The 21,076-nt window shown below is 73.6% G+C and carries 3 protein-coding genes; all 3 read left to right on the top strand.

Annotated features, from left to right (window positions below; translation table 11 throughout):
• Positions 1 to 79 precede the first annotated feature (79 nt).
• Genes ABZ567_RS13255 through ABZ567_RS13245 form a run of 3 tightly spaced genes read left to right on the top strand, consistent with a single transcriptional unit; the run spans position 80 to position 21,062 of the window.
• Positions 80 to 14,989 (top strand): amino acid adenylation domain-containing protein, encoded by a 14,910-nt coding sequence (locus ABZ567_RS13255; protein WP_360788035.1) that lies wholly within the window; start codon positions 80 to 82, stop codon positions 14,987 to 14,989.
• Positions 14,986 to 19,692 carry an amino acid adenylation domain-containing protein gene (locus ABZ567_RS13250; protein WP_360788032.1) on the top strand — a complete coding sequence of 1,569 codons (4,707 nt, stop codon included), beginning with the start codon at positions 14,986 to 14,988 and terminating at the stop codon, positions 19,690 to 19,692. Before ABZ567_RS13255 ends, ABZ567_RS13250 begins: the two co-directional genes overlap by 4 nt.
• A complete protein-coding gene (locus ABZ567_RS13245) occupies positions 19,689 to 21,062 on the top strand; it encodes a diaminobutyrate--2-oxoglutarate transaminase (RefSeq protein WP_360788029.1) in 1,374 nt (457 codons plus the stop codon). Before ABZ567_RS13250 ends, ABZ567_RS13245 begins: the two co-directional genes overlap by 4 nt.
• The last annotated feature ends 14 nt before the right edge of the window (positions 21,063 to 21,076 follow it).

Below are 21,076 nucleotides of genomic sequence, written 5' to 3'. Positions count from 1 at the left end.
CCCATGACGCCGGCCCGCCCCCGCGGTGCGCCCTCACCCGTCCGGGCTCCAGAACTCCACGCCGATGCGAGAACGGTCTATGTACGCACACACCTCTGTCGTTGATGTCATCCGCCGCAATGTCTCCGAGCACGGTGCCACCGCACGCTACGAATTCCTCGCCGACGCCGGTGGCGTCGACACCGAGCTCAGCATGCTCGAGATCGACAGGCGTGCGCGGGCCATAGCCGTCTCGCTCCTGGAGCGCGCCAAGCCGGGTGCGCGGGTCATGCTGCTGTATCCGCCGGGCGAGCACTTCGTGGTGGGCTTCGTGGCCACGCTGTACGCCGGCATGGTCGCGGTCCCCGTGTACCCGCCGGACCCGATGCGGATCGCCCGTACGCTGCCCCGGCTGCGCGCGGTCGTGCAGAGCTCCCGTGCCGAGCTCGTCCTCTCGGACAGCCTCGTGCTGGCCTTCACCCACGAGCTGTTCGAGCAGCAGGCGCCCGAGGTGGCGCGGCTGCCGTGGGTGGTCACCGAGGACGCGATGCTGGAGGGCGCGGACGACTGGCGCCGCCCGGAGCTGACGCCCGACTCGATCGCCCTGCTCCAGTACACGTCCGGTTCCACCGGCACCCCGCGCGGTGTCGTGGTGACCCACGGGAACCTGCTGTCCAACGGCTCCGCGATCGCCGCCGGCTTCGGCATCACCGAGGGCGACGTCGTCGCCTCGTGGCTGCCCTTCTACCACGACATGGGTCTGCTGGGCGGTGTCCTCCAGCCGATGCTGTCCGGTCTCTCCAACGTCCTGATGTCCCCGCTGGAGTTCATGCGCCGGCCCATGCGCTGGCTGGAGGCCGTCTCCTCCCGTGGCGCGACCGTCAGCGGCGGCCCGAACTTCGCCTTCGACCTCTGCGTCAACAAGAGCACCCCCGCCGAGCGGGAGGCCCTCGACCTGTCGTCCTGGCGGGTCGCGTTCTGCGGCGCCGAGCCGGTGCGGCACCGCACCCTGGAGCGCTTCGCCGAGGCGTTCGCCCCCAGCGGCTTCGACAGGTCCGCGCTGCTGCCCTGCTACGGCCTCGCCGAAGCCACCCTGTTCGTCGCCGGCAGCGGCCGCGGCAACGGCGCCCACACCACCCGTATCGACCGCGCCGCCCTGGAGCGGGGCCACGCCGAGCAGCGCGCCGACGGTGACCGTCTCGTCTCCTCCGGTGTCGTCGCGGAGAACCACGAACTCGCCGTCGTCGACCCGGAGACCGGCGCCCGCGTCGCCCCCGGCGCCGTGGGCGAGCTGTGGGTGCGCGGCACCTCCGTCGCCTCCGGCTACTGGGAGGACGAGGCCGCGACCGAGGCCGCCTTCGGCGCCCGGCTCGCCGACGACCCGCTGCCCTATCTGCGCACCGGCGACCTCGGGTTCGTCCTGGACGGCCAGATCCACGTCACCGGCCGCCTCAAGGAGATGATGGTCGTCCGCGGCCGGAACCTCTACGCGCACGACCTGGAGGAGACCGCCGTCGCGGCGTCCTCGTGGGCCCGCCCCGGCTGCGGCGCGGCGTTCTCGGTGGAGACCGGGGACGGCGAGGAGTGCGTCGTCCTCCACGAGGTCGCCGTCGGCACCCCCGAGGAGGAACTCCCCCGGATCGCCGACGCGATCGCCGCCGCCGTCCAGCACGAGCACGGCATCGCCCTGCTCGACGTGATCCTGCTCGCCGCCCGCAGCCTCGCCAAGACCTCCAGCGGCAAGATCCAGCGCCTGGCCGGCCGGACGGCGTACACCTCCGGGCAGGTCGAGGGCGAGCTGCACCGCCGCTCCGCGTCCACCCCGGCCCACGGCGGGAAGCGACAGCTCACCCTCCCCGCCCGCGCCGAACTCCTGGCGCTCCCCCGCGAGCAGCGCGTCGACACCATCGAGCGCGCCCTGAGCCTGGTCGGCCGGGGTGAGGGCGACGCGCCCGCCACCATGGTCGCCGAGCTGGACCTCGACTCCCTCGCCGCGGTCGACCTGGCCTTCCGGATCGAGGAGCAGCTCGGTGTCGTCACCGACCCGGGCCTGCTGCTCCAGCCGACGAGCCTGCGCGAGGTGGCCACGGCGATCGAGGAGCGCGCGCACACCGCGCCCGACGCGCCGGTGCGGCAGGAGCCCGGCCGGCGCGGCGGGGCCGTACCGCTGTCGGCCGGTCAGCAGTCGCTGCTGTTCATGCGCGACCTCGAAGGCCCGGACTGCCTGCAGAACGTCTCGGTGGCCGTCCGGCTGCACGAGCCGGTCGACACGGGCGTGCTGTCCGCCGCCGTACGCCACATCGGCGCCCGCCACCCCGTCCTGACCGCCCGCTTCGGCACCGACGGCAGCCGTCGGACGCAGCTGATCGACCCCGCCGTCCCGTTCGTGCTCGACGTCGTCGACCTGACGGGCGAGGCGGAGCCGGTGCTCAGGGCCCGGGTCGACGCGTGCGCCCTCGACCCCTTCGACATCGAGGGAGGCGACGTCGCCCGCGCCAGGCTGTTCACCGGCTGCGGCGCACCGGTCCTGGTCCTCGCGCAGCACCACGCCATCACGGACTTCTGGTCGGTGGTGACCCTGCTCGACGAGCTGACGACCGTCTACGGCGACCTCCTGCACGAGCGCACCCCCGACCTCCCGGCGGCCGTCGGCTACGAGGAGTTCGTCCGCTGGCAGCAGGACTACGAGCGCTCCCCGCAGTGGGGGGACGACGAGCGCTACTGGCTCGACCTGCTGGCCGGTGACGTCCAGGCACCGACGCTTCCGGTACGGGAGCGTCCGCGGCCGGAGAAGGGTGTCGCGAGCCACCGGGTGACCGTGGACGCCGCGCTGCTCGCCGACCTGGAGCGCGTCGCGGGCGACAGCGGCACGACGGTGTTCTCGGTCCTGATGGCGGCCTTCGAGGTCCTCGTCGCCGCGCACAGCGGCACCCGGGACTTCATCGTCGGCGCCACCACGGCCGGCCGGCCGCAGGCACGTTTCCGCAACACGCTCGGCTACTTCGTCAACACCATTCCCGTACGCGCCGAGCCCGGCGCCCACGCCAGCGTCACCGAGCTGATCCGCAGCACCGGACAGCAGCTGCGGGAATCCCTCGGCCACCAGCACTTCCCGGTCAGCCGACTGGTCGAGCTGCTGCGCGCCAGGGGCAACACCTCGGCCGCGATCAACACGGCGGTCGTCTTCGAGCGGCCGCACAACGCGATCGCCGACGACGTCACCTCCGTCCTCTTCGGCGCCGGTAGCGACAGCGCGGTCCTCGGCGACCTCACCCTCGAACCGTTCCCGGCCGGCGAACTGGCCACCCAGTTCGACATCACCCTGCACGCCGTACCCGCCGACGGCGGCCTCCTCGCGCACATGCTGGTCCGCGCGGACCGCTTCGACGAGGGCCTCGCCGCCTCGCTGGGCGGGCAGTTCCTCGAACTGCTCGGCCAGATCGTCACCCACGGCGACTCACCGGTCTCGGCGCTGCGCCTCACCGGCGCGACCGAGTCCCTCACCCGCGCCGACGTCCCCGCCCGCACCCTGCCCGGCGTCACCTCCGTGCACGAGCTGTTCGAGGCGACGGCCGACCGCACCCCCGACGCGGTCGCCCTCACGGCCGGCGCGGCGGAGCTGACGTACGCCCAGGTGGAACGCGCGGCAAACCGGCTCGCGCACCGCCTCCGCCAGGACGGCCTCGGACCCGAGGACACCGTCGGCCTCTGCCTGGAGCGCTCCTCCGAGCTGATCGTCGCGATGCTCGCCGTCATGAAGTCCGGGGCGGCCTTCGTGCCCCTGGACCCGACGCTGCCGCAGAGCCGTCTCGCCGACATGGTCGGCGACGCGCGCTGCGCCCGGATCCTCTGCCACGGCGCGACCGCGGACCTCGCGGGCTCCCTGGGCACCGCGACCCGCATCGACGAGGAGTCCGGCGCGGACCTCCCCGAGGACCGTCCCGCGCTCACCGTCACCGGCGACAGCCTGGCGTACGTCATCTTCACCTCCGGCTCGACCGGACGCCCCAAGGGCGTGCAGATCGAACACCGGTCGCTGGTGAGCTACCTGCTGTCCTTCCTCGACGCCTTCGACGTCGAGGAGGGCGACCGGGTGCTGCAGTTCGCGCCGCTCACCTTCGACCCCTGCCTGGAGGAGATCTTCTCCGCCTGGACCCGGGGCGCGACCCTCGTGCTCCGCGACGAGTCGGTGCTCGGCTCGCCGGAACGCTTCTGGGCCTGGTGCGCGGACCAGCGGCTCACCCTGGTCGACATCCCCACCGCCTTCTTCCACGTGCTCGTCACCGCCCTCGAAGCGGGTGTGCGGGTGCCGCCTGCGCTGCGCTCGATCCTCATCGGCGGCGAGGCCGCGCACCCCGACAAGCTCGCGCAGTGGTTCGCCGCCGACCGCGGCCACGTCGAGCTGTACAACCGCTGGGGCACCACCGAGACCACGGTGTGCTCGACCGTCGCCCACCTCGGCCCGGAGTCGGGCCGGGTCTCTCGCGCCCGCGACGTGTCCATCGGCGCCGACATGACCGACGCGGTGATCCACGTCCTCGACGCCGAGCTGCGGCCCGTCGCCGACGGCGTCGTGGGGGAGGCGTACATCGGCGGCGTGGGTGTCGGACGCGGCTACGCGTCGGCGCCCCGCAAGACCGCCGAACGGTTCGTCCCCGACCCGTTCGCGACCGGGCCGGGCCGGCGTCTGTACGCCACGGGTGACCTGGTGCGCCGGTCCGCCGACGGCGAGCTGCGCTATGTCGGCCGCGCCGACCAGCAGGTGAAGGTACGCGGCTACCGCATCGAGCTCGGTGAGGTCGACGTGGCGCTGCGGCGGCACCCCGACGTCGCCGAGGCGGCCGTGGTCGCCTCGCGCGGCACCGGCGAGACGGAACTGATCGCCGCCGTCACCGGCGAGGGCGTCGGCGTGGACGGGCTGCGCGACTGGCTGAACCGCGAGCTGCCCAGCTACATGGTCCCCAGCCGGCTGCTGGTCCTGGACGCGATCCCCCTGACCTCGAACGGCAAGGTGGACGCGCACGCCCTGCGCGAGCTGGCCCTCGACGCGTCCCGCTCGGCCGGCGCGGCGGACATGTCGCCCCTGGAGAACAGGCTCGCCGCGGTCTGGTGCCAGGTCCTCGAAGTCGCCGGGGTCGGTCCCGACGAGGACTTCTTCGCCCTCGGCGGGCACTCGCTGCGCGCGGCGGACCTCAACACCCGGGTACGCCGGGAGTTCGGCGTCCAGCCGCCGCTGCGGATGTTCTTCGAGTCGGTGACCGTACGCGCCCAGGCGGCGCGGATCGCCGAACTCGCCGCCGCGGAGACCGTCTCCACCGGGACGGACGCCGCGGAGACCGCTTCCATCGGGACGGCTCTGCCGGAGACGGCCGCCTCCGCGTCCGCCGCCGTCGAACCCGCCCTGTCGCTCGGCCAGCGCCGGCTGTGGTTCCTGGAGAAGTTCGCCCCCGGCTCCCGCGCCTACGTCGTGCCCGGCGTGCTGCGGCTGTACGGGGAGCTCGACCCGGCCGTCCTGCGCGGCGCCCTCGACGCGATCGTCGAGAGGCACCCCGCGCTGCGCACCGGCTTCACGGACGAGGGCGGCCGGCCCGTGCCCTTCGTGCACACCGCTCTTCCCTGCCCCTTCGAGGTCATCGACCGGACCGCGGTCACGCCCGCACAGCGCGAGGCGGAGCTCGCCGGACTCGTCGGCGACCACGTCCGGGAGCTCTTCCGGCTGGACGCGCCGCCGCTGATGCGCGCCGCCCTGGTGTCGTTCGGACCCGACGAGCACGCCCTGCTCCTGGCCTTCCACCACATCGTCTCCGACGGCCGCTCCATGGAGATCATCGCCGGGGAGCTGGCCGAGCTGTACGCGCACGGCTCCGGCGCCGGTCACGGCGAACCGCCCGCGGTCGTCCACGAGTACGCCCGGTGGGCGGTCGACGAGACCGCCCGCCTGGAGTCGGCCGAGGGCCGGCGCGGTCTGGAGTTCTGGACCGGGCACCTCGCCGGTGCGCCGCTCGCCCTCGACCTGCCCTTCGACCGGCCCCGGCCGGCCGTGCAGACCTTCGACGGCGCGCGGGTGCCGCTGACACTGAGCCAGGCCGACTCCGACCTGCTGCGCTCCCTCGCCAGGGACCAGCGGGCCACCGTCTTCATGACGCTGGCCGCGTGCGTGTCCTCCACCCTGTCCCGGCTGACCGGGCAGGAGCGGGTGGTCGTCGGTGTGCCCGACGCCAACCGCACGGGTGACGGCGCGTACGACGACGTCGTCGGCTTCTTCGTGAACACCGTCCCGCTCTGCTTCGAGGTGCCGGGCGCCGCCACCGGCCGTGACCTCGTCGACCGCGCCAGGGCCACCGCCCTGGAGACGATGCCGTACCAGTGGGTCCCGTTCTCCGCGATCGTGGAGGCGACCGGCCAGGACCGCGATCCGAGCCGCAGCCCGCTCTTCCAGGCGATCCTCGACGTCCGCAACGGCGCGCTGCCGACGCCGGCCCTGCCCGGTCTGCGGGTCGAGACGGCGCCGCTGTACACCGGCACCGCCAAGACCGACCTGACCTTCGAGATCACCGACGACGGCGGCCCGCTGACGGGCTGGCTGGAGTTCAACTCGGACCTGTTCCTGCCCGGGACCGCCCAGCTCGTCGCCCGGCTGTTCGGCGAGACGGCCCGCGCGATGGCGCAGCGGCCGGACGAGCGCGTCGAGACCCCGTCGGCGGCGGCGACCCTCACCCGCTGGCCGTCGGAGCCGTCCGAACCGGCGGGGTCGTCGGAGCCGTCGGAGGGGTCCGGGCCGTCCGCTCCCGACACCTTCTGGGCGCAGTTCGAGCGGGTCGCGGACAGCCGCGCCGACGCGGTCGCCGTCGAAGGACCCGACAGCGCGCTGACCTACGGCGAGCTGCGCACCCGGGTGGACCGGGTCGCCGGGGTGATCGCGCGGCGGTTCGCCGTGCGCCCCGGGGACGTCGTCGCCGTGTCGGTCGAGCCGTCCGTCGAGGCCGTCGTCGCCGTCCTGGCGGCGCAGCGCTGCGGAGCCGCGTACCTGCCGATCGACCCCGCCTACCCGGACGAGCGCAAGGAGTTCATGCTCGCCGACTCGGGGGCGCGCGGTCTGGTGACCCGCGACCTCGTCGAGGAGGCGCTGCGGGAGGCCGTGGACCCGGCAGAGGTCGTGGCCCTGCCGTCGGCCGACGCCCCCGCGTACCTCCTGTACACCTCGGGCTCCACAGGTCGCCCCAAGGGCGTGCTCGTCTCCCACCGCGCGCTCGCCAACCTCACGGCGTACCAGGCGGGGGTCTTCGGGATCGACGCCGACGCCCGCATGCTCCAGTTCGCGAGCCTGAGCTTCGACGCCTCCGTCTGGGAGATCTTCTCCACGCTCGCGGCGGGCGGCACCCTGGTCGTCGTCGGCCGTGAGCACGCCCTCGTCGGCGAGGCGCTCGCCGACGTCCTCGCCGAGCGTGCGGTCAGCGTGTGCCTGCTGCCGCCGTCGGTGATCGCGTCCCTGCCCGCCCGTGAACTGCCGCGGCTCACGACCCTGGTGTCGGGCGGCGAGGCCTGCCGTGCCGAGCTGGTCGAGCGGTGGCAGCCGGGCCGGCGCTTCGTCAACGCGTACGGTCCCACCGAGTGCACCGTCGTCATCACGGCCGCCGTGTGCGAGCCGGGTCGCCCCGCCTCGCTGGGCGCGGTGCTGCCGGGAGGCACGGCGTACGTCCTGGACGCGGAGCTGCGGCCGGTGGTCGCCGGCGCGGTCGGCGAACTGTTCGTCGGCGGCGCGGGCCTGGCCCTCGGCTACCACGGCCGGCCCGCACTGACCGCCGGGCACTTCCTGCCCGATCCGTTCTCCACCGTTCCCGGTGCCCGGATGTACCGCACGGGCGACCTCGTCCGGCTGCGCGCCGACGGGACCCTGGACTACTGCGGCCGTCGCGACAGCCAGATCAAGCTGCGCGGCTACCGGATCGAGCCGGCCGAGATCGAGTCGGTGCTGGTGGCCCTCCCCGGGGTGACGCGGGCCGTGGTCCAGGGCGTCGACGGGGCCCTCGTCGCCCATGTCGAGTCGTCCGACACGGAGTCGACCCCGCAGGCGCTGGCGAAGCTGTGCGTGGCCGAACTGCCGCCGCACATGGTCCCGGCCGCCTTCGTGGTCCGCGAGGAGCTGCCGCGGCTGCCCGGCGGCAAGATCGACCCGAACCGCCTCGGGCGTCCCGGCCGCGCCGACTTCGCGCTGGCGGAGTTCGCGGCCCTGGAGACGGAGACCGAGCGGACCGTCGGCCGTGTCTGGGCCCAGGTCCTGGACGTCGACGTGGTCGGCGCGGGTGACGACTTCTTCACCATCGGCGGCCACTCCCTGCTCGCCACCGTGATCACCTCGCAGGTGAGCGAGGAGCTGGGCCGCGCGGTCCCGCTGAGGGCCCTGTTCGAGGCGCCCGTGCTCCGGGACTACGCCGCGCTGTGCGACGCCGCCTCCGCCCGGGACACCTCCGGCGGGATCGCCGCCCACGCCACCGGCGGGAGCGACGCTCCGCTGTCGGTGATGCAGGAGCGGCTGTGGCTGCTGGAGGAGATCGAGAACGGCTCCGGCGAGAACACGTCCACCGGGCGCTACCACCTGGCCGGCGCGATCCGGCTCACCGGCGACCTCGACGAGGCCGCCCTCCAGCGGGCCGTCACCCGCCTGGTGGACCGGCACACCACGCTCCGCACGGTCGTCACCCACCGGGAGGGCGAGCTGACGCAGACCGTCCTGGACGGCGCCGACGTCACCCTGACGCGCACCGAACTGACCGGCGCGACCGCCGAGGAGCGCGCCTCCGAGGCCCGTGCCCTGGTGGCCCGCGAGGCGGCGCAGCCGATGGACCTGGCCGGCGGCCCGCTGCTGCGGGTCCGGCTGCTCAGGATCGGCCACGACGACGCGGTCCTCGTCCTGACCCTGCACCACATCGTGGGCGACGGCTGGTCGATGGAGATCCTCAAGCGGGATCTGACCCACTTCTACGCCGAGGAGACCGGCCACGAGCCGGCCTCGCCGCTGCCCCCGCTGAAGGCCACCTACGAGCAGTTCTCCCGCTGGCAGCGCCACCAGCTCGACTCCGGCGCACTCGACGCCTCCGTCGCGTACTGGTGCGAGCAGCTCGACGCGCTGCCCTCGCTCAGCCTGCCCGTCTCGCGCGGCACGTCCGACGCCGACGCCGACGCCGAGGCAACGGCCGACCAGGGCCACCGGGCCAGGGCGACCGTCACGCCGGAGCTGCGCCAGGCGATGGAGCGGCTCGCCGCCGAGTCCGGGGCGACGCTGTTCATGGTGCTCGCGGCGACCCTCCAGCTCACCCTGGGCCGCCTCGCGGGCCAGCGTGACTTCGCGATCGGCGTGCCCATCGCGGGCCGCCGGCACCGCGAGGTGGAGGACCTCATCGGCTTCTTCATCAACTCGCTCGTGCTGCGCGCCGACCTCTCCGGCGATCCGACCTTCGACGAACTCCTCCAGCGGGTCCGCGCCACCACGCTCGACGCGTACGAGCACCAGGACGTGCCGTTCGAGACGCTGGTCGGCAGGCTCGCCCCCGAGCGCGACCTGAACACCACCCCGCTGTTCCAGGTCTATCTGAATCTGCTCAACATCCCGCCGCGCCAGGGCGACCTGCCGGGTCTCACCGTCGACACCTTCGCCGTCCCCGACCTGGGCGCCAAGTTCGACCTGACCTTCTACGTCGACCCCGGGCAGGCGGGTCTGACGCTCGACCTGATGTACGCCGCCGACCGCTTCGACCGGACGACGGTGGACGAGCTGCTCGCCCAGTGGATCAGGGTCATCGAGCAGGCGGTCACCGACAGCGGCAGCCCCGTCGACTCGCTGCGGCTCGACACCCCGCTGGCGCGCCGCGCGCTGCCCGACCCGGCCGCCCCCCTGGACACCACCTGGTACGGGTCGGTGGTCGAGCAGTTCGAACGCAGGGCCGCCCGGGAACCGCACCGGATCGCGATCACCGAGCCGGGCCAGGAGCTGACCTACGGCGACCTGGCCTGGGCGACCGCCGCCATGTCGGGCCTGCTCAACCAGCAGGGTGTCGCCAAGGGCGACGTGGTCGCCATCTACGGCGAGCGCAGTGCCTCGCTGGTCTGGGCGATCCTGTCCGTGATGCGCGCCGGAGCGTCGTTCGCCATCCTCGACCCGAGCTATCCGGCGGACCGCATCGCCGACTGCCTCGCGGTGGCCCGCCCGACCGCCTTCCTCCAGCTGGAGGGCGCGGGGGCCGTGCCGCTCGCCGTGGACACCGCGCTCCAGGAGGCGTCGCTGCGCTGTCGCTTCGAGCTGCCGTCGAAGCTGTCGGACGCCCGGCACCTGGTGCCGCAGGGCGCGGAACCGGCCGGTGCCGTCGAGGTGGGGCCCCGGGACTGCGCGTACATCGCGTTCACCTCGGGTTCCACCGGCAAGCCGAAGGGCATCCGGGGCGCGCACGGCTCCCTCACCCACTTCGTGCCCTGGATGGTGGAGACCTTCGGTCTCCGTGAGACCGACCGCTACAGCCTGCTCTCCGGCATCAGCCACGACCCGCTGCACCGCGAGGTGTTCACGCCGCTGGTCACGGGCGCCACGATCTGCGTGCCCGACCGGCTCGATGTCGAGACCCCGGGCCGGCTCGCGCAGTGGTTCCGCACCGCGCAGGTCTCGGTCAGCCACATGACGCCTCCGATGGCGAGGCTGTTCGACCAGCTGTCGGTCGCTCCCGGCACCCTGCCGCTCCTGGAGCGGGTCTTCTTCCTCGGTGACACGCTGACCAGCCGTGACGTGCGGGCCATCACCCGCATGGCGGGCTCGGCGACCTGCGTCAACCTGTACGGCTCGACCGAGACGCAGCGCGCCGTCGGCTACCACGTGGTGCCCGCGGCCCACGGTGTCGCCGACACCGACCCGGGTGTCACGTACCCGCTCGGCCGGGGCATGAAGGACGTCCAGCTCCTCGTCCTCAACGAGGCGGGGCAGCAGGCCGGAGTCGGAGAGCCGGGCGAGATCGTCATCCGCTCCCCGCACCTCTCGCTCGGCTACGCCCATGACGAGGTGCTCACCGCCGCCAGGTTCGTGCGCAGCCCGTTCGGGGACACCGAGGGCGACCGCATGTACCGCACCGGCGACCTCGGCCGGCACCTGCCCGACGGCTCCGTCACCCCGCTCGGCCGCGCCGACACCCAGGTCAAGATCCGCGGCTACCGCGTGGAGACGGACGAGGTGCAGCACGTGATCTGCGCCGCGCCGGACGTCCAGGACGCCCTCGTCATGGCGCGTACGGACGCCGCCGGGGAGAACGCGCTGGTCGCGTACGTGGTGTCGAGGCCCGGCACCAGGGCCGTCGGCAACGAGGTGAGGGCCTTCGTCCGCAAGCGGCTGCCGGACTACATGGTCCCGGCGTTCGTCGTCGCCCTCGACGCCTTCCCGCTGACCCCGAACCGCAAGATCGACCGTGCCGCGCTGCCCGAGCCGTCCTCGGTGACCGGCGGCCACGAGGACGGCCCGCGCACCCCGCTGACCCCCACCGAGGAACTGGTCGCCGGCCTGTGGCAGGACGTGCTCGGCGCGCCCGCGGTGGGCCCCGAGGACAACTTCTTCAACCTCGGCGGGCACTCCCTCATGGCCACCCAGGTCGTGTCCCGGATCCGCCGGGTGTTCGGTTGCGAGATCGCGCTGCGCACGCTGTTCGAGAAGCAGACCGTACGGGACCTCGCGGCGCACATCGACGGCGTCGCCGGCGGCGGGAGCACCACCGCACCGGTCGTCGCCCTGCCCCGCACCGGCCCGCTTCCCGCCTCCTACGGCCAGGAACGCCTCTGGTTCCTCGACCAGCTGGAGGGCGACACCGGCGCCTACAACAGCGCCACGGTCGTGCGCATGCGCGGCCCGCTGGACACCGGTGCCCTGTCGGCGACGCTCGACGAGCTGGTCGCCCGGCACGAGGTGCTCCGCACCCGTCTGGTCATGGACGACGGCCGGGTGAGCCAGATCGTCGAGCCGGCCGGATCGGTCACCATGCCGCTCACGGTCGTCGACCTGAGCGGCGAGCCCGAGGAGACCGCCGAGCAGCGCTGGCCGCAGCTCGTCGACGACGCCGCGCGGCACCGCTTCGACCTGGCGGAAGCTCCGCTCGAACAGGCGACCCTGATCCGGATCTCCGACGAGGACCACGTCTTCGTCCTCGCCGTGCACCACGTCGTCGCCGACGGCTGGGGCCTGCAGATCGTGGTCCGCGACTTCGCGGCCCTGTACCAGGCGCACCGCCAGGGCACGGCCTCCCCGCTGCCCGAGCTCGACGTGCAGTACGCCGACTGGTCGAGCTGGCAGCGCGAGCGGGTCGAGGGCGGCGACCACCAGGCGCAGCTCGACTTCTGGTGCGAGACGCTGGCGAAGCCGGCGCCGCTCCTGGAGTTCCCCGCGCAGCGGCCCAGGCCGGCGGCGATGACCAACCGGGGCCTGACGATCCGCCGGGTGCTCGACGCCGAACTGGTCGGCGGGGTACGGCAGGTGGGCCGCGAGCACAACGCGACCCTGTTCATGACGCTGCTCGCGGCGTTCAACTGCCAGCTGCACCGCTACAGCGGAGCCGCGGACATCGCGGTCGCCACCCCGGTCGGGACCCGCTCGGTCGAGATCGAGGACGTGGTCGGGTTCTTCGTGAACACGATCGTCTTCCGCAACACGCTCTCCGCCGAGGAGTCCTTCAGCGAACTGCTCGAACGCGTCCGCTCCACGACGCTCTCCGCCTACGCCAACCAGGACGTCCCCTTCGACCGTGTGGTGGACGCGCTCCAGCCGAGCCGGGACCTGAGCACCAGCCCGCTGTTCCAGGTCATGTTCACCCTGCACAACACGCCCTACTCGGAGATCGACCTCGGCGACCTCAGGCTGGAGCGGCTGCACGCCCCGGTCGGCACCGCCAAGTTCGACCTCAGCCTGGACCTGGCCGAGGAGAAGGACGGCCTGCGCGCCACCCTCGAACTGAACGCCGACCTCTTCGACGAGGAGACCGGCCAGACGCTCCTGGACCACTTCGAGGCCCTGCTCGGCAGCATCGCCGCCGCCCCCAAGCGGCCCGTCGCCGAACTGGAACTGCGCCCGGCCGCCGAGGCCGCCGCCCAGGACGCCCTGAGCGCGGGACCGGAGGCCTTCACGCCGGCGACCACGACCGAGTCCCTCGAACACTGGGCGCGGCACACCCCGGACGCCCCCGCCGTCATCGACGGCGACACCGTCTGGACCTACCGCGAACTGCGGGACCGGGTCGCGGCCCTCGCCGGACGACTGTCCACGGCGGCCACCGGCCCCGAGCCGGCCGTGGTGGTGTGCGCCGGGCGTTCGGCCCGGCACATCGCCGCCGCCCTCGCCTGCGACGCGGCCGGCGCGACGTACGTACCCGTCAGCCCGGCCGTACCGGACCGGCGCATCACCTCCGTGCTCGACCGGCTCGGCGCGGTCGTCGCGGTCACCGACGACGAGCAGGCGGACCGTGTCGCCGCCCTGCTCGGCGAGGACCGCGGCAGCCACCTCGTGCTCGACGACTCCGTGTCGGACCGTCCGCTCGACCCGCGCGGCACGCACCCGGCCCGGCGCTCCTACGTCATCTTCACCTCCGGTACGACCGGTGAGCCCAAGGGCGTGGAGATCGAACAGGCCGGACTGCTCAACCACCTGGAGCTGATGGCCCACGACCTGGAGCTGACCTCGGGCGACGTCATCGCCCAGACCGCCTCCCAGTCGTTCGACATCTCCGTCTGGCAGATGCTCGTCGCGGTGACGCGCGGCGCGACCACCGTGGTCGGCGACGACGACACCAGCCGGGACGCCGAGGCGCTGCTCGCCCTCGTCCGGGAGCGCGGAGTCAGCGTGCTCCAGCTGGTGCCCGGCATGATCAGGGCGCTCCTCGACCACGCCGAGGGCGGTGATCTGGGGAGCCTGCGGTACCTGATCGCCACCGGAGAGGCCCTGCCGCCGGACCTCGCGGCCGACTGGCTGCGCCGCTTCCCCGGGATCCCGATGGTCAACGCCTACGGCCCCGCCGAGTGCGCGGACGACACCCACCTCGCGGTCCTCACGACACCGCCGCCGACCGACCGCGCGGTCCCGCTCGGCACCCCCGTCGCCGGTGTGACGTCCTACGTCCTCGACGCGCAGGGACGGCGCCTGCCGTTCGGCGTGCCGGGCGAGCTCGCCATCGGCGGGCAGGTGGTCGGCCGCGGCTACCTCGGCGACCCGAAGGCAACGGCGGAACGGTTCGTCCCCGACCCGTACGCCACGGAACCCGGCGCCCGGCTGTACCGCACCGGCGACCGGGTCAGGCTCCACGGCGACGGGCGCCTGGAGTTCCTCGGACGGCTCGACGACCAGCTCAAGATCCGCGGCTTCCGCATCGAGGCCGGCGAGGTCGAGACGGCCCTGTGCGAGCTGCCCGCCGTACGGGAGGCGGCGGTCGTCCTGCGCGACTGCGACGGCGAACCCACCCTGGTCGCCTGCGTGGTCGGCACCGAGCACGACCCGGCCGTCCTGGCCGCCGCGGTCGGCACCCGCCTGCCGCGCTACATGGTCCCGACCGGTTACGTGTTCGCCGACCGGCTGCCGCGCACCCCGAACGGCAAGGTCGACCGGGCCGCGCTCCAGCGGGACGACGTGACCGTCGAGCGGGTCCGCCGGCGCTTCGAGGAGCTGTCGGGACCGACCGAGCGGCTCGTGGCGTCGGTGTTCGAGGAGCTGCTCCGCACCCCGGCGGTCGGCGCGCTCGACGACTTCTTCACCCTGGGCGGCCACTCGCTGCTCGCCACCCGTCTCGTGGCCGAACTGGCCGCGCGGACCGACATCGAACTGCCGCTGCGCGCGGTCTTCGAGCAGCCCACCGTGCGCGGTGTCGCACAGGCCCTGGAGGAACTCCAGCTGGCCGGACTCAGCGAGGCCGAGCTCCTCGAACTCGAGGCGCTGCTCGACGGAGTCACCGACGACCAGGCCCGCGAGCTGCTCGCGGCCGGCGAGGAGAGGGACGCATGATCCGGGAAGCCGCCACCGAGCGGGAGAGCAAGGAGAGCCTGTCCGCGGCCAAGCGGGAGCTGATGGCCTCGCTGCTGCTGGCCCGCGGCAGGCAGCGGGCGACCGCCCGCACCATCCGCCGCCGCGACCCCGCGACACCCGGCCCGCTGTCCCGGGGCCAGGAGCAGCTGTGGGTCGCCGAGTCCCTCGCGGACGGCAGGCCGCTGTACAACGTCCCCTACGGCGTGCGGCTGCGCGGCGCGCTCGACGTCACCGCGCTCGGCTCCGCGCTCGACGGGCTCGTCGCCCGGCACGCGGTCCTGCGCACCGTCTACCGGCAGCTGCCGGACGGCGGCCTCGAACAGGTCGTCCTGCCGGCCGCGCCGGTGGCGCTGCCGGTCGAGGAGGCCGCCGACGAGGAGGCCGCCGTGGCCACCGCGCAGCGCGAGGCGGCCCGGCCGATCGACCTGGCGGACGGCCCCGTGATCCACGGGCGGCTGTTCCGGATCGCCGCCGACGACCACCTCCTCGCCCTGGTCGTGCACCACATCGCGACCGACGCGTGGTCGGTGGGCGTCCTCCTGGAGGACCTCGCGGAGCTGTACGACGCGGCCCGCGCGGGCCGCCCGCCCCGGCTGCCCGCGCTCGGCATCGACTACGCCGACGCGGCCGCCCACGAGCGGGCCCAGGAGCCCGACGACTACGACCGGCTGGTCGCGCAGTGGCGTGAGCAGCTGGCCTGGGTCCAGCCGCTCGGCCTCTCGCCGAACGGGGACCGGGGCACGGCCCGTACCGGCCGGCGCATCCGCTGCCAGTGGGACGGGCAGTTCGGCCGTGACCTCCAGCGCACCGCGGAGGCGCACCGCACGACCGTCTTCAACGTGATGCTCACCGCGTTCGCGGTGCTGCTCAACCGGTACACGGGCACCTCCCGGTTCGCCATCGGCACGGTCATGGCCAACCGGAACCGGCAGACCGAGCGCCTGGTCGGCTACTTCGCGAACACCGTCCCCGTGGTGGCCGACCTGTCCGCGGGCGGCGGCAGCCTCGGTGACGTCCTCGCCGGGATCAGCCGCGAGTCGCTGTGGGCGCAGGAGCACCAGATCCCGTTCGACGTCCTCGTCGACAAGGTCGCGCCCCGGCGCACCCTGGCCGAGAGCCCGCTCTTCGAGGCCATGTTCGTCTTCAACAACGGGCCCGGCCACGAGATGCGGCTGCGCGACCTGTCCCTGACCCCCACCCCTCTGCACTCCGGCACGTCCAAGTTCCCCCTCGACCTGTCCTGCGCGGTGACGGACGACGAGGTCATGGTGTCGCTGGAGTTCGACGAGTCGGTGCTGGACACCGCCGCCGCCGAACGCCTCCTCGGCCACTACCGGCGGCTCCTCACCGGCCTGTGCGAGAACCCGGACGTCCACGTCGACAACGCGGACCTGCTCACTCCGGCCGAGCGGGAGCTCGTCGTCGACGAGTGGAACCGTACGGGCGAGGAGTTCCCCGCCCACGCCACCGCCCACGGCCTGTTCGAGGAGTGGACGGACCTGGAGCCGGACGCCGTCGCCGTCACGTGCGGCGAGGAGGCGGTGAGCTACGCCGAGCTCGACGCGCGGGCCAACCGGCTCGCCCACCTGCTCCTCGCGGAGGGCTGCGGCCGCCACCAGCGCGTCGGCGTCTGCCTGGAGCGCGGCATCGACCTGGTCGTCGCCCAGCTCGCCATCGCCAAGACGGGTGCGGGCTATGTGCCGCTCGACCCGGGCTACCCGGCCGAGCGCCTCCAGTGGATGCTGGCGGACTCCGGCGCCCGGCTTGTCGTCACCCGTGACGAGCGGCTCGGCGGCGACGGCGTGACGGCCGTCGACCCCGCGTCCGCCGCGTCCCACCCGGCGACCCGGCCCGAGCGGGACGTCCGCCCGGACGACCTGCTGTACCTGATCTACACCTCGGGCTCGACCGGTCTGCCCAAGGGCGTGCTGCTCGACCACCGGGGCCGGGTCAACAACTTCACCGACTTCAACCGGCGCTTCCTCGTCGGCCCCGGCGACAAGGTCTTCGGCGTCTCGGCGCTCGCCTTCGACATGAGCGCGTACGACGTGTTCGGCACGCTCATGGCCGGCGCGACCGTGGTGTTCCCCGCGGCCGAGGACGAGCGTGCGCCGCACCGCTGGATCGAGACGATCGAGCGCGAGGCCGTCACCGTGTGGCACTCGGTCCCCGCCCTGTTCGGGCTGCTCGTCGAGGAGTGCGAGATACGCGGCGGGGAGCGACTGCCGATCCGGCTGGTGCTCCTCGGCGGCGACTGGATCCCGCTGGCGCTCCCGCAGCGCGGCGCGGCGCAGCTGATCCCCTCGGCGCAACTGGTCAGCATGGGCGGCGCCACCGAGGTCTCCATGGACTCGACGATCCACCTGATCGGCGAGGTCCTGCCGGAGCAGCGCAGCATCCCGTACGGCGCCCCGATGGCCAACCAGACCTCGTACGTCCTCGACTCGGCCCTGTCGCCGCTGCCCGTGGGCGTGCCCGGCGAGCTGTACCTCGGCGGCGTCGGTGTCGGCTGGGGCTACCACAACCGGGCCCGGCTGACCGGCGAGCGCTTCGTGCCCGACCCGTTCAGCACGGCGCCCGGGGCCCGGCTGTACCGCACCGGCGACCGTGCCCGCTGGATGCCGGACGGCAACCTCGAACTGCTCGGCCGCATCGACTTCCAGATCAAGATCAACGGCTACCGGGTGGAGACCGGCGAGATCGAGGCGGCCCTGCGGGAGGTCATCGGCGGCGGCTCCTGCCTGGTCGCGGCGCACGGCCCGCGCGACGGCGCGAAGACGCTCGTGGCCTATCTGGTGGCGCCCCCCGCCGGGGAGGTCCCCGACGACGCCGAGCTCAAGCGGCAGCTGTCGGCGCGCCTGCCCCAGCACATGGTGCCGGCCTCCTTCGTCCGCATGGAGTCCTTCCCGCTGACCCACAACGGCAAGGTCGACCGGCGCGAGCTGCCGGCGCCCACGGCCGCGGCCGTCACGGGGCGCGCCGCGGGCACCGGGACCGAGCGGGCCCTGGTGACGCTGTGGCGCGAGGCCCTGGGCCGCGACGACGTCCCGGTCGACATCGGCTTCTTCACCCTCGGCGGCAACTCCATCGCGGTCATCCGCATGGTGAGCGCCGCCCGCCGCGCGGGGATCGAGATGACGCCCCGCATGGTGTTCGCCCACCAGACGATCGAGGCCCTGGCGAAGGCGGTCGACGAGCACGAGGCCGCCGCCCCCGCCCGGGGCGCGAGCCGCACCCGCGCCGCCGGGCCCGTGGTGACGCCCGGACAGCACCACATGCTCGACGTCCTCGACAGCGCCTGGGTGCCCGGCCTGTACCAGATGCAGTCCACGACGGAGCTGCCGTTCGTGATCGACCCCGACTGCTTCCGGACCGCCTGGCAGCAGCTCAACGCCCGGCACGCGGTCCTGCGCACCGGCTTCCGGCGCGCCGACGCCCGGCCCGCCGGTGACACCCCGCCCGCAGGGGACACCGGCACCGGCACCGCAACCGCCGCCAGCACCGGCACCGCAACCGGCACCGCAACCGGCACCGGCACCGGCACCGGCGGCGCCGGCGGCGGGCACGGCGGCTCCTGGACCCCCGTCGTCGCCGACCCCCTCGACCCGGAGATCGAGGTGCTCGACTGGAGCGACCACGACCCGGACGCGGTCGCCGACGAGCTCATCGCCCTCCTCGAAGCCGAGCGCACCAGGCCCTTCGACGTGTCCCGGCCGCCGCTGTGGCGGGTGTGGCTGGTGCGCGGCCCGTCCACCTGGTGGCTGGGCCAGATCCAGAGCTACCTCGTGGCCGACGGCTGGTCGAACCTGGTGCTGCTCGACGAACTCCTCGCGCTGTACCTCGCCGCACTCGAAGGCCGCGACGCCGGCCTCCCGCCCGTCCCCGCACTCGACGCCGAGGCCACCGACCCCGAGGCGGACGGCGCCTTCTGGCGGGGCCGGCTGGCCGGGGCGCTCCCCTCGCGCCTCGCCGCCGAGCCGGGCCGCCTCGGTCCGTCCCGCTTCAGCCGTACGGCGGGCCGGCTGGACCCCGCGGTCGCCGAGACGCTGCGCGAGCGGGCCGCCGAGCACGGGCACACCTTCTCGACCCTGGCCTGCGCGGGCTGGGCCCTGCTCGCCGCCTCGCGCCTGGAGCGCGCCGACGTCACCGTCGGCGTGGTCTCGGCGGGCCGCGATCGGGCAGTCGAAGGCCTGGAACGCGCGGTCGGCCTGTTCATCGCCGCCCTTCCGGTCCGGATCGAGGTGAACAGGGACGACACCCTGACCTCCCTGTTCGACCGCTTCCAGCTGGCCCGCGTCGAGGGTGCCGAGCACACCTCGGTCCCCACCGGCGCCCTCCAGCGGATGGGGTCGGGCGAAGGACCGCTGTTCGACTCGGTCGTCGTCGTCGCCAACTACCCGGTGTCCTCGGGGCTGCGCGCCCAGCAGTCCGCGAGCGTCCAGCGCGGCACCGAGAGCGACGGCACCCGGAACCAGACCGAGTACGCGCTCCGCCTGGACATCACCGACGACGCCGAACCCCGTATCGCCCTCTCCTACTACGGCGACCGCGTCGCCGACACCGAGGCGACGAGGCTGCTCGACGACTACCTCGCGCTGCTCGCCGCGGTCGCCCGTACACCTGCCGCCACCGTCGGCCAGGTACTCCCGCTCTCCCCCCTCCCGATTGGAGACCCCCGATGACGGTCCTGGCAGATCTGACCACGTCCCCGCAGGTGCGCGAAGCCCCCTCCCCCCAGGTGCTCGGCGCCCCGTCCCCCCAGGTGTTCGAGACGACGTCGCCGCGGGTGCTCGAAGCCGGCTCCACCGAGGTGTTCGAGACCCGTGAGTCCGCCGTCCGCTCGTACTGCCGGGCGTTCCCCGTCCTCCTCAGCTCGGCCCACGGCACCACCCTGGTCGCCGAGGACGGCACGGAGTACGTCGACTTCTTCTCCGGCGCGGGCGCTCTCAACTACGGCCACAACCACGCCCACATCAAGCGCCAGGTCGTCGCCCACCTGGAGGGTGACGGGCTGCTGCACGCGCTCGACTTCCACACGGCGGCCAAGCGCGAGTTCCTGGAGCGCTTCGGCCGGGAGGTCCTGGAGCCGCGCGGCCTGGACCACCGTGTCCAGTTCTGCGGCAGCACCGGCACCGACGCCGTCGAGGCGGCGCTGAAGCTGGCCCGCAAGCACACCGGCAGGTCCCAGGTCATCGCCTTCTCCGGCGCCTACCACGGCGTCAGCCGCGGCAGCCTCGCCGCGACCGCGGACCTGTCGCTGCGCAAGGTGGCCGGGATGCCCCTCGGTGAGGTCACCCACCTGCCGTTCCCCGTCGGCCCGCGCGGCCCGTTCCCGACCATGGACCTCCTGGAGCAGTACCTCACCGACGACCTGTCCGGCGTCGAACTGCCCGCGGCGGTCATCCTCGAGGTCGTCCAGATGGAGGGCGGGGTCTACCGCATCCCCGACGCCGACCTGCGGCGACTGCGCGCCCTCTGCGACCGGTACGGCATCGTCCTCATCGCCGACGAGATCCAGGCCGGCTGCGGCCGGACCGGCGGCTTCTTCTCCTTCGAGCAGGCCGGGGTCGTCCCCGACCTCATCACCGTCTCCAAGTCCATCGGCGGCCTCGGACTGCCGATGTCGATCCTCCTCATCCGCGAAGGCCTCGACTCGTGGGCGGCCGGTGACCACCCGGGCACCTTCCGCGGCAACCAGCTGGCGTTCGTCGCCGCCTGCGGCGCCCTCGACCTCTGGCAGAGCCAGGCCTTCCTCGACCAGGCTCGCGACGGCGCCGAACTGCTGCGCACCTTCTGGGAGACCCACCCGCTGCCCGGCGTCGAGATCCGCGCCGAGGGCCACGCCATCGGCATCGACCTGACCCACGCGGGCGGCCGCCGAGCCGCGGACGACGTGGTGGCCTGGTGCTTCGAACGCGGCCTGATCGTGGAGTCGACCGGCCGTGACAAGGCCGTCCTCAAGCTGCTGCCCGCGCTGACCATGGAGAACGACGTGCTCCGGTACGGCTGCGAGCTGATCCACGAGGCCCTGCGCACGGCGCTCTCCCGCTAGACGGCGCCCCGGGC

The organism is Streptomyces sp. NPDC016459 (genome assembly GCF_040632845.1).
Taxonomy (GTDB): Bacteria; Actinomycetota; Actinomycetes; order Streptomycetales; family Streptomycetaceae; genus Streptomyces.
This window is presented reverse-complemented; position numbering and strand designations above follow the sequence as displayed.

Excerpts from the sequence above, each read along its gene's own strand:
- ABZ567_RS13245 (WP_360788029.1), top strand. The coding sequence starts at position 19,689 with ATGACGGTCCTGGCAGATCTGACCACGTCCCCGCAGGTGCGCGAAGCC.
- ABZ567_RS13255 (WP_360788035.1), top strand. The coding sequence starts at position 80 with ATGTACGCACACACCTCTGTCGTTGATGTCATCCGCCGCAATGTCTCC.
- ABZ567_RS13250 (WP_360788032.1), top strand. The coding sequence starts at position 14,986 with ATGATCCGGGAAGCCGCCACCGAGCGGGAGAGCAAGGAGAGCCTGTCC.